General features: G+C 61.6%; 11 protein-coding genes. 6 read left to right on the top strand and 5 right to left on the bottom strand.

The annotated features are described in order from the left end of the window. Positions 1-145: 145 nt before the first annotated feature. The 5 genes from ISS97_RS14820 (at position 146) to ISS97_RS14840 (ending at position 7,192) form a co-directional block, all read left to right on the top strand. A complete protein-coding gene (locus tag ISS97_RS14820; RefSeq protein WP_379985650.1) occupies positions 146-1,156 on the top strand; it encodes a YVTN family beta-propeller repeat protein in 1,011 nt (336 codons plus the stop codon). A 321-nt stretch (positions 1,157-1,477) separates the two neighbouring features. Then, on the top strand, positions 1,478-2,047 hold the full coding sequence (locus ISS97_RS14825; protein WP_379985649.1) for a LexA family protein: 570 nt from the start codon (positions 1,478-1,480) through the stop codon (positions 2,045-2,047). A 5-nt stretch (positions 2,048-2,052) separates the two neighbouring features. Further along, a complete protein-coding gene (imuA, locus tag ISS97_RS14830) occupies positions 2,053-2,679 on the top strand; it encodes a translesion DNA synthesis-associated protein ImuA (protein ID WP_379985648.1) in 627 nt (208 codons plus the stop codon). An 11-nt stretch (positions 2,680-2,690) separates the two neighbouring features. Then, the gene (locus ISS97_RS14835; protein WP_379985874.1) at positions 2,691-4,103 is read left to right on the top strand and encodes a Y-family DNA polymerase; all 1,413 of its coding nucleotides are present in this window, start codon (positions 2,691-2,693) and stop codon (positions 4,101-4,103) included. Further along, positions 4,100-7,192, top strand: a complete 3,093-nt coding sequence (locus ISS97_RS14840; protein ID WP_379985647.1) for an error-prone DNA polymerase — start codon at positions 4,100-4,102, stop codon at positions 7,190-7,192. Before ISS97_RS14835 ends, ISS97_RS14840 begins: the two co-directional genes overlap by 4 nt. A 20-nt stretch (positions 7,193-7,212) precedes the next feature. Here the strand turns inward: ISS97_RS14840 and ISS97_RS14845 are convergent, their stop codons facing one another. From ISS97_RS14845 to ISS97_RS14860, 4 genes are all read right to left on the bottom strand, one after another. Next, positions 7,213-7,881 (bottom strand): TMEM175 family protein, encoded by a 669-nt coding sequence (locus ISS97_RS14845; protein WP_379985646.1) that lies wholly within the window; start codon positions 7,879-7,881, stop codon positions 7,213-7,215. 94 nt (positions 7,882-7,975) lie between these two features. Continuing rightward, entirely contained in the window at positions 7,976-11,854 is a 3,879-nt protein-coding gene (locus tag ISS97_RS14850) for a transporter substrate-binding domain-containing protein (RefSeq protein ID WP_379985645.1), read from the bottom strand. Positions 11,855-12,046: 192 nt separating this feature from the next. Continuing rightward, complete coding sequence (locus ISS97_RS14855) at positions 12,047-12,274, bottom strand: hypothetical protein (protein WP_379985644.1); 228 nt, start codon at positions 12,272-12,274, stop codon at positions 12,047-12,049. 171 nt (positions 12,275-12,445) lie between these two features. Further along, positions 12,446-13,093 (bottom strand): response regulator, encoded by a 648-nt coding sequence (locus ISS97_RS14860; protein WP_379985643.1) that lies wholly within the window; start codon positions 13,091-13,093, stop codon positions 12,446-12,448. A 516-nt stretch (positions 13,094-13,609) separates the two neighbouring features. Between ISS97_RS14860 and ISS97_RS14865 the strand changes: the two genes are divergently transcribed. Further along, complete coding sequence (locus tag ISS97_RS14865) at positions 13,610-14,386, top strand: ferredoxin--NADP reductase (protein ID WP_379985642.1); 777 nt, start codon at positions 13,610-13,612, stop codon at positions 14,384-14,386. A 12-nt stretch (positions 14,387-14,398) separates the two neighbouring features. Here ISS97_RS14865 and ISS97_RS14870 read toward each other — a convergent pair whose 3' ends face one another. Then, positions 14,399-15,052, bottom strand: coding sequence for a protein kinase family protein (locus ISS97_RS14870; protein WP_379985641.1), 654 nt, complete (start codon positions 15,050-15,052; stop codon positions 14,399-14,401). Between the last annotated feature and the right edge of the window lie 113 nt (positions 15,053-15,165).

Below are 15,165 nucleotides of genomic sequence, written 5' to 3' on the forward strand. Positions count from 1 at the left end.
ACTAGGGGATGTTCCGCATTTCAGCCTTCGTCTGAAGGAACGCCGGATACTGAAAAGTATCGTCTAACGACTTGAATGCCGTCGCAGCGAAATAGCTTCACGGCGGGCGTGGTCGCGCCTATGATCTTCTCTAATGAGGTATTCCATGACGACAGAACAACAGGCGTTGAAAATGCACTCGACGACGCGCCACTGGCTCATTCGCACGATTCGCTGCACTCTTCCTTTGTTATTGGCGTGGGTTGCACTACCTGCATCAGCTCACAACAACAACGTTTATGTAGCCAATCAATTTGGCAACACGGTCTCCGTTATCGATATGGCTACCAATACCGTGACCGCCACGGTGCCGGTAGGAACCACCCCTGTGGGTATCGCGGTCAGCCCCAATGGAAACAGTGTGTATGTGACCAATGCTACTGCCGGCACAGTCTCTGTAATCGACGCAGTCACTAACACCGTGACCGCCACAGTACCAGCAGGAAACACACCTGCGGCGGTAGCGGTCAGTCCCAATGGCGCCGATGTGTATGTGGTCAATGCCAATGCCGGTACCGTTTCTATTATTGAGACGGCCACCAATGCCATCATTGCTACGGTGCCTGTTGGGAGCGTTCCTCTGTCTATTGCGGTCAACCCCAATGGCGCCGATGTATATGTGGCCAACGCTGGTGACAATACCGTGTCTGTGATCGACACGATTACCCACTCAGTAACTGCCACGGTACCGGTGGGAAATTCTCCTTATGGGATAGTGGCTGGACCTTTGGGCGCTCGTGTGTATACAGCCAATGTTGACTCCAACGACGTCTCCGTCATTGATACGTTCACCAACACATTGACTGCCACAGTGCCCGCTGGCAACGGCGCCGATGCCATAGCGATTAGTCCCATCGGCATCCCTGTGTACGTAGCCAATTTCGCTGACAACACCGTTTCCGTAATCAACCCATTCAACAAGACCACCATCGCCACGGTGCCGGTGGGAAACTCTCCTGGGTCCATAGCCATCAGCCGTACTGCTCGCGTCTATGTAGCCAATGCCGGCTCCAATTCTGTTTCCGTGATCAATCCGTTCACCAACAAGGTGGTAGCCACGGTAAGTGTCGGCAGGGTTCCATCAGCCGTAGCGACTCAGCCACAGTCACCATGGTGATGTAGCAACCCGTCTCGGCAACACTGGCCACAAAGAAAACGGATATAGACGGCCACCTCATCTCAAGGTGGCCGTTTTACGAGGGGGCACTTCGGCGCAGCAAGCGAGCCACAAAGTAGTAACTTCAGCACAGGCAACCAAGCGCCAGACTTGGATTAGTTTGCTTAATCCGCCTAATCCATCATGGACACTACGCTGATACGGAAGTCATGTGCTGTTTTAATGACTGCCGGCATGCCTACCTATAACGGGGCATATCTCAGGCACTGAGACCGCCGCAGTGGTATCTTGATTACTGTCCCGACAATCAAGATGACGGCCATGTCCCCTCCTGCCCATGGCGGCGCCCGACCCGGTGCCGGCCGTCCCACCAGCGAGCCAACCCAGCGCCTGCGCGTGCCGGAAAGCCAGGTGCCGGCTGTGCTGGCCTATCTGGAGGCGTACCGGCAGACCACCACCTTGGATGTACCTCGCCCGCTTTCGTTGATGCCCTCGACAGTGGCGCTGACCGCGTTCACCAGCCGGGTGCCGGCGGGCCTGCCCAGCCCGGCCGATGACGCGGTGGAAGATGTCGTCGATCTCAACCAGTACTTGGTCATTCCCGGGCATGAGCCCAGTACTTACATCATCCGTGTCTCGGGCTGGTCGATGGTGGGCGCGGGCATCTTCGATGGCGACGAAGTATTGGTCGACCGTGCACTGAAGCCGAAACAGGGCGATATTGTGGTGGCGCTGGTCAATGGCGAGCTGTCGATCAAGCGGCTGGGCAAGGTGGACGGCAAGGTCGCGCTGTTACCGGAAAACGCGCACTTCAAACCCATCGTATTCAAGGAAGGCGAAACGCTGGAACTGTGGGGCGTGGTCACACGCTGCCTGCGCAATCTGCGCTGAGCACTATGGGTCAGATCGTCGCCCTCCAATCGCTGATCGAAGGCCGCCAGGTCTGGCAAGGGCGCGCGGTTCCGCTGCCCTCCGGCGGCGAGACGACGGGCTGGCCCGCGCTGGATGCCGCGCTTCCGGCTGGTGGTTGGCCGGAAGCATCGCTGAGCGAGATCCTGTTGCCGGCTGACGGCGTAGGTGAATTGCAGTTGGTGCTGCCCACACTCGCGCGCCTGAGCAAGCAGCAACGCGCGATTGCCGTCATCGCACCGCCCTATGTGCCTTGCGTCGCGGGCTGGGAAAACGGCGGCGTGACCATGGCGCACATCGACATGGTGTACACCGACCATCCACGTGATGCCTTATGGGTCAGCGAGCAGTGTCTGCGCGCAGGCAGTTATGCCGCCGTCCTGAGCTGGCCATTGCACGCCGACGACCGCGCACTGCGTCGCCTGCAGGTCGCGGCCGACAACGGCCGCGCGCTTGGCTTCGTGTTCCGCGATCGCCGCCATGCCGTGCAGGCCTCGCCCGCGGCACTGCGGCTGGAGCTGGAGACCGAACCCGTACGGCAGATCCGCGTGCGCAAATGCCGCGGCAGTCAACCGCCGGCGCTGCCCATTCCTTTTCCCGCCGATGGCTGGTGAGGCATACCACGATGCTCTGGGCCTGTGTTCTGCTTCCTCATCTGGCATTGGACGGTGTCCTGCGCCGGCGTCCGCCGTCGGACAAGCCGCTGGTGCTGGTGACCGGCAGTGCGCAGTCGCGCAGCATCCTGGCCGCTAACCAGCCTGCACGAGCCGCCGGCTTGCGCCCCGGTCAGCGCCTTGCTGTCGCGCAAGCCCTGCTCTCCCGCTTCGAAACTGTGGAGCACGATCCGGCCACCACCGAACGCTGGCACAGCCTGCTCGCTGCATGGGCTTACCGTTATAGCGCCGAGGTAGTGCTGTGGCCGCACGCCATCGTGCTGGAGGTGAGCCGTAGCCTGAGCCTGTTCGGTCCCTGGCCGCGTTTCGAAGCCCTGTTGCGTGACGATCTGCGGCAGCTCGGTTTTCGCCATCGCATCGCGCTCGCGCCCACTGCGCGTGCGGCCTATGTGCTGGCCGGCACTCATGACGGCATGGCAGTGATGTCACCCGAACCGTTGCGCGGCGCGCTGTCGCCCATACCCGTCAGTAGGGCGCGGCTTCCCGATCAGGCTGCCGACAGCTTGGCGGCGATGGGTTTGCGCACGCTCGGACAGCTGCTGCATGCGCCGCGCGACGGTTTGCGTCGCCGTTTTGGCGAAGCACTGACCGAGCACCTCGACTACCTCACCGGCACCGCGCAGGAGGTGCTTAGTTATTACCGCCCGCCGGACCGTCTCGAACTGGCGATGGAGTGGACGCACGAGATCGAGCAGGTTGAAGCGCTGGTGTTTCCGCTGCGCCGGCTCACTGGCGATCTCGCCACCTGCCTCGCCGGCCGCGACGGCGGCGTGCAGCGCTTCATGATCCGGCTAGTGCATCGCGATGGCACATCCACCGATGTCTCCATCGGCCTGCTCGCACCCGAGCGCGATCCCGCCATGCTGTTCGAACACACGCGCAGCCGCATGGAACGCACCGAACTGCCGCAGCCGGTGGTAGCCATGCGACTGGTCGCACACGAGCTGCCGCCATTCGTGCCGGCCGGGCGCGATCTGTTCGATACGCGCCCGGCGAACGCCTTGCCTCTTGGTCAGTTACGCGAACGCCTGCGTGCGCGCCTGGGCGATCACGCCATCCAGACCTTGCATGCCACCACCGATCCGCGCCCGGAGCATGCGCAGAGCACCGCCAGCGACGATATCGTGATCGGTCGGCCAGCCCACCTGCCCCGCCCCACCTGGCTGCTCGACACACCGATGCCCTTGCGCGGGCCCGTGCCACGCATCCTTGCCGGGCCCGAGCGACTGGAAACCGGCTGGTGGGACGGCGGCGATATACGTCGTGATTACTACGTCGTGGAAACCGCGCAAGGCCAGCGTGCCTGGGTGTACTGCGCACCGGGCGAATGCGGCCCTTGGATGCTGCACGGGTGGTTTGCATGAGTGCGTACGCCGAGCTGCATTGCCTGTCGAACTTCTCGTTCCAGCGCGGTGCTTCCAGCGCGATGGAATTGTTCCAGCGTGCCAAGGCATGCGGGTATACAGCATTAGCCATCACCGACGAGTGTTCTCTCGCCGGCATCGTGCGTGCCTATGAGGCATCTCTGAAGACGGAACTCGATCTGATTGTCGGCGCGGAATTCAAGCTCGAAGATGGCCTGCGTTTCGTCCTTCTCTGCGAAACCAGGCAGGGTTATGCCGCACTCTGCCAACTCATCACCAAGGGTCGCCGCGCCTCGGCGAAAGGAAGTTACCGACTAACCCGCAACGACCTTGCCCATGGTCTACCTGGCACGCTCGCCCTGTGGCTTCCCGACGCACAACCCGATACCGATGCAGGGCGATGGCTCGCCGATCTGTTCGACAACCGCCTTTGGCTCGCAGTGGAACTGCACCACAGCCCGGACGATGCGAAACGCCTTCGCCTGCTCGAGCAGACTGCCCGCACGCTGAACATTCCCGCGGTGGCAGCGGGCGACGTACACATGCATGTGCGACGCCGACGCGCCCTGCAGGACACACTCACCGCGATCCGCCATGGGCTCACCGTGGCACAGGCCGGCTCCGTGCTGTTCAAGAATGGCGAGCGCCATTTGCGCAAGCTCGAAGCACTAAAGGAGGTCTATCCTCTACATCTTCTGCAAGAAACGGCACGCATCGCCGGTCGCTGCAGCTTCAAGCTGGACCAGCTCGATTATCGCTATCCCTCGGAGCTGGTGCCGGAGGGGCATAGCGCGACGACATGGCTGCGGCAGCTTACCGAAGAGGGCATTCACAAACGCTGGCCGGCTGGCATACCACCGAAGATTCGCGAACAGATCGAGAAAGAGCTCGTCCTGGTCGAGAAGCTCCAGTACGAGCACTACTTCCTTACCGTGCAGGACATCGTTCATTTCGCCGAAACGCAGGACATCCTCTGCCAAGGCCGCGGTTCGGCCGCCAATTCGGTTGTGTGCTATGCGCTTGGCGTAACCAACGTCAACCCTGAGGAAGCAAACCTCCTGACAGAGCGATTCATGTCGGAGAGCCGCAAGGACAGCAAGTACAACCGCCCGGAACCGCCGGACATCGACATCGATTTCGAGCACGAGCGGCGCGAAGAGGTCATCCAGTACATCTACCGAAAATATGGCCGTGAGCGCACCGCATTGGCCGCCACCGTGATCAGTTATCGCGGACGCAGCGCAGCCCGCGATGTCGGCAAGGCGCTTGGCCTGGCACCCGACCAGGTCACCGCGTTGAGCAATGCATTCGCCTGGCGCAGCGATGCCCCGATGCATGCGCGCCTGCGGGAGTACGGCCTCGATCCAGATAGCCAGCTACTACAGCGCGCATTAATGCTTATCGGCGAACTGCGGGAATTCCCACGCCATCTCTCGCAGCACGTAGGCGGCTTCGTGATCTCCGATGCGCCGCTGTCGCAACTGGTGCCGGTGGAAAATGCGGCCATGCCGGACCGCACCATCATCCAGTGGGACAAGGACGATTTGGATCGGATGAATCTGCTCAAGGTGGATTGCCTGGCTCTTGGCATGCTCACGTGTTTGCGCAAGTGCTTTGATCTGGTGAAGAAGCACACTGGCGTGCTGCACAACATGACCTCCATCAAGCCGGATAATGAGGAAACCTACGAGATGATCCAGCACGCCGACACCATTGGCGTGTTCCAGATCGAAAGCCGTGCGCAAATGTCGATGCTTCCGCGCTTGCGTCCGGCCAATTACTACGACTTGGTGATTCAAGTCGCCATCGTCCGGCCCGGCCCCATCCAGGGCGACATGGTGCATCCCTATTTGCGCCGCCGCCAAGGGAAAGAGGATGTCACCTACCCGTCCGAAGCCCTTCGTGATGTCCTTGAACGCACGAATGGCGTCCCCCTGTTCCAGGAGCAGGTGATGAAAATCGCCATGGTGGCCGCCGGCTACTCCGGTCAAGACGCCGACGAACTTCGCCGCGCCATGGCTGCATGGAAACGCCACGGTGGTATGGAGAAACACCGCGATAAGCTATTCAGAGGCATGGAGAAGGAGGGTTACAGCGAGGCCTTCGCTGCACAGATCTTCGAGCAGATAAAGGGCTTCGGCAGCTACGGCTTCCCCGAAAGCCATGCGGCCGGCTTCGCCAAAATCGCTTACATCAGTGCATGGCTGAAATGCCACCATCCGGCGGCCTTCGCCTGCGCACTCCTCAACTCGCAACCCATGGGTTTCTACAGCGCCAGCCAGATCGTGCAGGACGCGCAGCGCCATCATGTGCAGGTGCTTCCCGTCGATGTGCGTCATAGCGATTGGGACTGCACACTCGAACCCGGCACTCGGAACGATACCCTGGCCATTCGCCTCGGCTTCCGCCAAGTACGCGGTTTCAACGAACAGGCTGCGCAACGCATCTCGCAGGCCCGGACGCAACGGACCTTCCTCGACATCGTTGACCTTTGCACGCGGGCTAGCCTCGATCGCCGCCATCAGGATCTGCTCGCCGACACCGGTGCCTTGCGTGGATTAGCCGGGCACCGGCATCGTGCGAAATGGGCGGTAACTGGCGTGGAACCTCAACTGCCGTTGTTCGGCCGCACCAGCCCGGATGAGCAGGCCGTCGCGCTGCCACCGCCATCGGTGGCGGAAAACCTGCATGCCGATTACGCGCGAACGGGGCTCAGCCTGGGGCCGCATCCCATCCGGTTGCTGCGCACCCGCCTTCGCGCAGGCCGCTACAAGGACTCCAAAGAGCTGAGCCGCCAGCCACACCAATCCCTCGTGCGCACTGCTGGCCTGGTAACTCAGCGCCAGCAGCCGCAGACCGCCAGCGGCATCACCTTCATCACCCTGGAAGACGAGCACGGCAACATCAATGTGATCGTCCGCCACCAACTGGCCGAGCGCCAACGGCGCCCTTATCTCGAAGCCCGTCTACTGGGCGTGGAAGGTCACTGGGAGAACGTCGACGGTGTCAGCCATCTCGTGGCCCGCCGCCTGCTCGACATGAGCGAGCTGCTCGGCCAGTTGGATGCGCGCTCCCGAGACTTCCACTGAAACACCCTGCCTGTTGTCAGCTACCCGAGGCCGCCACCCTCGTCGCTGGCGTCGGATGTCATATCGGCCTTGCGCCGGCGCACGAACCAGCGCGATGCCATCAGGAGCAGCACCCCGGCCAGGGTGATCGCCAGCGCACCGCTCTTGATCTGTGCTTCGTATAGCACGGCCGCCAGCATGGCCAGCGGCGCCAGGATCATCTGCACCAGCCATTCGCGCGCCGTGGCGCGATCCAGATCCGGCGCCAACTTGGCGATGAACGCTGCATAGACCCAGAACACCAGCATGCAACTGAAAGTCGCGGCGATGGCCACCGCGTAAATGGTGAAAGCCTCCTGCTGGGACGTATCCTCGAACGAGAAACGGATCACCACCGGCATCAGCGCCACCAGACTCAGCAGCACCATATTGATGGCCGTGCCGACCGCATCGATATCGCGCAGATGCGCCACGATGCGCCGATGGTTGGCCCAGATCACGCCGATCAGCAGGAAGCTCAGGAAATACAGAAGCAGCGGCTTCGACCAGGCTTCCCACAGCGTAAGCCCGCCGCTCGATTCCGGCTTGATCTCGATCGCCGACAAAGTGATGGCGATGGCGAACACGCCATCGGACAACATGATCAGCCGGTCGAGATGACGCTGACCGACATGCCGGTCTTCGACCGGCTCGTGCACGCGACTACCCATGCCTTCCCCCGCCCTCCATTGAGTGGCGGCATGATGCCGTAGTTGGCCTGGCTTGCGCAGCTACCGCCTCCGGATCGATAGCGTCACTCTCGACCTAGGCCTCCGGCAGTGACCGCGCGACGACCTCGAGATGGTCGATATAGGCTTCCACACGCCGCCTGAAGATCACCGCCGTGGACAACGCTTCGTAGCGCCCCTCGGATTTCAGCGCATGCTCCAGCACCTCGCCTTCTCCAGTCAGCGGCATACTGCCGAATACCTGCAAGCCGCCCAGCAGACGATGCACCCAATGGGCCACATCAGCCGGACGGCGCTCGGCGATCAGCGAATCCAGCGTCGCCAGATCGATCCGTGTCGTGCGCACGAATCGTACGATCAGGGACTGGATCACCTGATCGTCTCCGAAGCTCTCACGCAACAGCTCCAGGTCGACGGCGAACACGGGATCGTTATCCGGCTCGACGGGAGGCGCAGCGACCGCGAATACGCGCCCGAGCTTGACGCCTAGCTCTGCGATGCGCACGGGCTTGGGCAGGAAATCGTCCATGCCCACGCTCGTACAACGCTCCAATTCGCCAGCCATCGCGTTGGCGGTCATGGCCAGAATGTACAAGTGCCCCCCGCTAGTGGTTTCGCGACGGCGTATAGCGCGAGCCAGCTCATAACCATCCATCACCGGCATATGGCAGTCGGTGATCAGCATGGCGTAATCGCGACGATCCAGGGCTGCCAGCGCCTCCATGCCATTACCAACCACATCACTGGAATAATCCAGTTTTTCCAGCTGAGCCGCGATCAATGTCTGATTGATGGGGTTGTCTTCGGCCACCAGCACATGCCGCCCCTGCAACGATGCACGTTGCGCAGCCGCCGGCTCCTCGCCCTCGCCTTCCAGTCCCAGCGCGCGCTGGCAGGCAATGGCGAAGGTTGACCATTTGAGCGGATTACTGGTGATGGTGATGCCTGATGCGCCGCTCGCGTATCCATGCGGCTCGGGAATGCCGGTTACCGCGATGCATGCGCTTGCTTCACTCGGGCGCGCACGACCGAACTCGTCATCGACAAAGAGCAGATCCGCATTGACGTCGGCCGCCTCCAGCGACATGCCGAGCGCCAGCAAATTCTGCTCCAGCGCATGAGCCACAACGGCATCCTCCAGCCGCACCCGCGCCACGCGATCGCGTAATGCATGATGAGGCAGGCTACGGCGATGAACCGGCATCGGCAACTCCACGTGCATGCGCGTGCCTTTGTTCTCCTGGCTCTCCAGCGTGATGCTGCCGCCCATCAGCTCAACCAGTCGACGACAGATATACAGGCCAAGCCCCGTGCCGCCGTAGCGGCGGGTGGTGGAAGACTCCGCCTGGGTAAAGGGTGCAAACAACCGCTCGGCCTGGTCGGCGGACATACCGATGCCGGTATCGATCACACTCAGTCGTACGCGCTGTATATCGTCGGCTTCATCCAGCACGACCACCTGCACGCTTACCGAACCAAGCATAGTGAACTTGATTGCGTTGCTGAGCAGATTGAGCATCACCTGCCGCAATCGCACATTCTCCGCGCTCACTTCAGCGGCCAGGCGCGCATCGATTTCAATGGCAAGTGACAGGCCCTTGCGATGCGCCTGTGCGGCCAGCACGCTGACCGTGCTGTCGATCAGGTCCCGTACGTCCACCGGCACGTACTCGATACTGAGACGGCCGGCCTCCATCTTCGAGAAATCCAGTACGTCGTCCAGAATCTGCAGAAGCGCGGTGGCGGAAGTCTCCACCGTACCGAGCATCTGACGCTGCTCTTCTGTCAACGATGTATGCCCAAGCAGTTCCAGCATACCGATGACGCCACTCATCGGCGTGCGGATCTCGTGACTCATGGTGGCCAGAAATTCTGTCTTGGCCTGCGTAGCGGATTCGGCCTGTTCTTTCGCTGTCGCAAGCTGCAAGGCCTGGAGGTGCTGTTCGGTTACATCCACCCAGTAACCGCTGAAATACACCGCATCGTCCACCTTACGTGGCGTGGCCGTGGTGGCCACCCACCGTTGCGCACCATTCGCACGCACGCGCATGGTGACCTGCATGGGCGTCATCGTATAAGAGGCCCGCTCCACCTCGGCCATCAGCGGTTCGCGGTCTTCCTCCACGATGGTCGCAAAAGCAGCGGGTTCGTCATCGATGAAAGTCTGAGCCGCGATACCAAAGATGGGTTCCGGGTTGCCTCCCACGAACAGGAACCGCACCACCCTGTCCGAGGTATAGCGGAACTTGTAGACCACCGCCGGCAGATTACGTGTGATATCGGTCAACTGCTGCTCGCTGCGTTGACGTTGGTGCGTCTCTCGACGAAGACGGATGTACGCATACGACACCGTGACCAGAAACAGCAACACTACCGCCATTACAGGCAGGGTCTTGCGGGCGATTTCCGACCACGATCCGCCATAGGTATAGCGCGATGCCAGCCAGGTATTGCGAATGGACTGCTGCCTGCGGTCGGGGAGGTCCACCAATACGCGATTGATCAATGGCACCAGTGGCGCATATCGCTGCGCGACCCCCATCGCCAGTACCACGTGATCGTCGGTCGGCGCGCTGATCTTCAGGCGTCCGGCGAAGTGCTCCCGTATGACGTAATCGGCATTCGCCAGATCACCGATAAAAGCATCCGCCGTGTCATCGGCCACCATGGCAAGGCCCTGATCGGTCGTGGCCACGGGCAGCACCGTTGCATGGTGCATCCGATCCGCGATCACCTTGATCGACTGCTTGGAAACATTGGCTGCCACACGCATACCATCGAGGTCGTGTGCTCCCGTCATCGGATTGGCGTCGCTGCGGGTCACGATCATGACTGGGTAATCGAGATACGCGACACTGAAATCCATCAGCTTCGCGCTCTCCTGACTGAAAGGCGACACCGCAGGCAGCAGATCAACCTTGCCTTCCGCCATCTGCTTCATGGCATCGGCCCAATCCTTCGCCGGTACGTAGGTCAGGCGGAGGTGGAGCGCCTTAGCTACTTCACGCAGGTAGTCGCTGGCGATGCCGGCTGGCTGCCCGTTGCGGTCGAGCAGCGTAAAAGGGGGCGAAGTCGGATCGATGGCGACTCGCAGCGGAGGCAATTTCTGCAGCCAGATGCGCTCCTCGTCATTGAGCGGTACCGACGCCTCATCGCCATGCGGCTGACCGAGGTCGCTATTGAGCCAATTCGCTCTCAGCCGCGCATGGTCCTCCGTTGTGAGTTTCGCAAGCCCTCTATCCAATAAATCGACCAGGACCGCTCGATCGCGAGACCCGGCGAACGCCAGCGACGAAATGGGCAATGCCACACGCTGTCCTACACGCAACTGGCGTTGTAGTCCCGCTGCGGCAATAGCCGCGTGCCCGGTATAGGGATCCACGATATAGGCATCCGCTCTTCCGTCAGCGACCAGCTGCAGTGCCTCCCGGATGCTCGCCACCTGGATGAGCTTGATGCCGGGAATGTACTTCTGTGCCGCGTCCCCCGTGGCGTCGCCCGTCAGCGCCACCAAAGTCGCATTGCGAAGATCGGACGAGTCCCGCAAACGGTCGTTGCCTATCCGGGTCACCAGCGCAGGCAAATCTTCGAAATACGGATGACTGAACCGCAAATACGTCATCCGTTCCGGCGTCGGCGAAACATTCATGAGCAGATCGACGTTCCCGTCGCGCACCGCACTGAGCGCCTCGTCCCAGCTTGGAAACACCCTATAGTTCACCCGAAGACCAAGCGGACGCGCGATCTCCACCAGATAGTCAGGCGCCAGTCCCCGCACCTGGCCGGACACCACAGCCTCAAAAGGTGGAAAACCCTCCACAGAGGTCCCCACCGTGATGGCCGAATGGGCATGCAGCCAGCTTTCCTCGGCCGGCGTCAGGGACAGCTCTTCGGCCTGCGCCAGCGAGGCGAGGCAGAAAAGTATTGAAAGGAGACAGCACCGCAACCAGGCCATTCAGAACGTATCCGTCGTCAGTTGGGAGCCTGCGGGAGGACGGCCGATGTACGGTCGCTTTGAGCAATTCCCCCACGCCTTCTGTTGCTAGCCTGAGGCGTCGGCTATGAGCGCCATGGCTTCGTGTCCCTGCCAGGCGACGTTAACACCCGTCAGGCGGGTATCACAGAGCGCGGCTGGGACCGACGTGGATCAACCGCGCCAAGCCGACCACAGGCCGATGCGGCGGGCTTCGCCACTGGTCTGCACGGCAACGCGGGTCATGCAGTCCGGCAACGCAGCCTCGCGCTCGGCAAAGTGCGTTGCAAAAGCCACTGCTTCGAACAGATCACCGCGATGGCCGATTTGCTCGTCGTTCCGGAAGACGGACCAACCGTCGTTCTCGCTATGGCTGACGTGGTATTCGACGTAAGTAACCATCGGTTTTGCTCCCTAAAGCAGAGAGCGATGCGCCGCGCTCTGTAGGGGAAAACCTTAGCCATCAATCCAAAAAGCGAAAATAAGACGATTCTTAAATATCTCTATGAGCTCAGTAAAAATCACTGCGATAAATCGCCGTCCCATATCGAATAGACGCTTCGCCTGCGCGTTTCATTCAAGAAAACCGTGCTCACGGGCATAGATCACCATTTCGCGATCATGCTCCAGCCCCAATTTCTGCATCGCCTGGCGCTTCTGCGTGCTCACCGTCTTCACGCTACGGTTGAGCTTCTCCGCAATCTTGGTCACGGTGAGGCCGCCCACATACAGACGGAACACTTCCAGTTCTTTCGGCGAGAGCTCGGCACCGCTTTCGGTCGGCCTGGCCAGCTCGGACTCCTCGAAGCGTTCGCGCAGCGAAGCGCTGATGAAGGACTTCTTGGCCGCCACCGAACGCACCGCCTGCACCAGCTCGGTCATGGGCGACCGCTTGTCGGCCAAGCCTAGCGCACCGCCCTTTACGGCATCGCGCAGCAAGCCCACGTTGTTCACCATGGTCTGCACGATCACTGGGATATTCGGATAAAGCAACGCGAGCTTGGAGATCAGCTGCAAGCCGTCACCATATCGCCCACCAGGCATGGTGAAGTCCGTGATGATCACGTCACAAGGGCAGCGCTTGAGCAACTCGATCAGTTCTTCGCCGTTACGCGCTTCGCCGACCACCTTGATGTCGGTATCGGGCGACCGCTCCAGCACCGCCTGTACGCCTGCCAGCACTACAGGATGGTCGTCCGCAACGATGACTCGAATCTGCAAGCCAACCTCCGCAATGTGCGAGCCCTTGTGCGAGATACCCACGCCATATGGCGCGCAAATCTCGTCCCATGCCACCGGCTCCGCCGGCGGCCGTCCGGCACCCTGCGGGGCTCGGACGTAATCATAATCACAGAGATTATTCTTAGTTTCCATGGCTAGCAAAATCCATATTCGAAAACAGAGACGTAACCGCCAAATCAAATAAATCGCAGCGTCCGGAATCTACAGGAGCATTCTTCGTTATCGGCTGAACGAAAAAGCAGGCGCCTCCATATACCCGTTTTTCACTTGAACCCCTCCGACACCCAGATGAGCCTCGTGGACCCACGCCACTCCGCCCGCCCCAGGGCGGACCGAAACCGCTGGGCGATGGCATAATGCGCGCCTGCGGCTGCGCTTCTGGGCAGCACTCGTCAGGCAGCGGCAAGCCGCCCACCCACGCGAGTCTGATGACTGGCCCCGTGCTGGTCTGCCTGCCTTGCAGCCCCTTCTGAATCCTTTGAGACGGTAACCGGCATGGTGGCTTTGGCGACGGAGCACGTAATCGACGTGCACCACTGGAACGACACCCTTTTCAGCTTCCGCACGACACGCGACCCCGGCTTTCGCTTCGACAGCGGCCACTTCGTGATGATCGGCCTGGAGGTGGAGGGGCGTCCGCTGATGCGCGCGTACTCCATCGCCAGCGCCAACTGGGAAGAGCACCTGGAGTTCTTCAGCATCAAGGTGCCGAACGGCCCGCTCACCTCACGCCTGCAACACCTCAAGCCCGGCGATCCGGTAATCGTCAGCCGCAAGCCTACCGGCACCCTGGTGCTCAACGACCTCAAGCCCGGCAAGCACCTCTATCTGCTCGGCACCGGCACCGGCCTGGCACCGTTCATGAGCATCATCCGCGACCCGGAAACCTACGAGCGCTTCGACAAGATCGTGCTGGCCCACGGCGTACGCCACATCAACGACCTGGCCTACGCCGATTATCTGGAGCGTGAACTGCCCCAGCACGAGTACCTCGGCGAGATGGTGCGCGAGAAGCTGATCTACTACCCCAGCGTCACTCGCGAAGCCTTCCGCAATCGCGGCCGCATCACCGACGCTATCGCCGACGGCCTGATGAGCGAGGCCATTGGCCTGCCGCCACTGAACCCGGACACCGATCGCGTGATGCTGTGCGGCAGCCCCGCCATGCTTGACGACACCTGCGCCCTGCTCGACGGCCGCGGCTTCCACGCCTCGCCACGCACGCGCGAACCGGGCGACTACGTGATCGAGCGCGCCTTCGTCGAAAAGTAGGCGCAGCTACGCCTATTGGCGGATGCGTCCCTGCCCTTCGTTATCCCAGTAGCCGAAGATCTTGCGCGCTACCAGCTTGTAGAGCCGCTTGAATGTGGCCCGCCACAGGCGCGCGTGCGGCGCCGGCGTGGAGAGGATGGCGCGCTGGCGGACACTCAGCGCCTCAGGGCAATAAGTGCGTTTGTGCTTGAGCAGATGGCGCAGATCTTCCCGCGCCAACAGACGGAATAGCGCGCCGCGCTTGCCGCGGGTCCACGCGATCTGGAAATCCACTAGCGCCGGCCGACCATCCTCCCGCACCAGCCAATTCGGCTCCTTGGCCAGATCGTTGTGCACAATGCCACGCCGATGCAGAACCGCGAGCAGACGCAAGGCCTCGCGGTAATACGCACGATCACGCGGCTGCGCCTGCTGCATCGGGGCACCCGCGATGTAGCCGCGCAAGAGTTCGCGACCGTTCCAGCCAAGCAATGGCGGAACCCCATCCACGCCCTTCAGCTTGGCCAGCGCTCGCGCCTCGCGTGCGGCAGCGCGGCGCGCGAAGGCGCGCGCCCACCAACGCGCGGCAGCCACATCGCGACGGATCACGGGAACGCCGTCGCGCTGCGCGATCTCGATGCGCCCCAGTTCGTCGGCCTTGAGCAGAATGGTGTCGCTGGTATTCACAGGTCTTCCGGCAAGCTGCGACCGGGGTACACTCGCCCGCCATGTCGCCAAGCATCTATTGTGGCCGATCCACAACGCGCTTGCGCCACAGGCCGAATCGCCAGGGAGAACAC

Source organism: Dyella koreensis, from assembly GCF_044904565.1.
GTDB lineage: Bacteria > Pseudomonadota > Gammaproteobacteria > Xanthomonadales > Rhodanobacteraceae > Dyella_D > Dyella_D koreensis.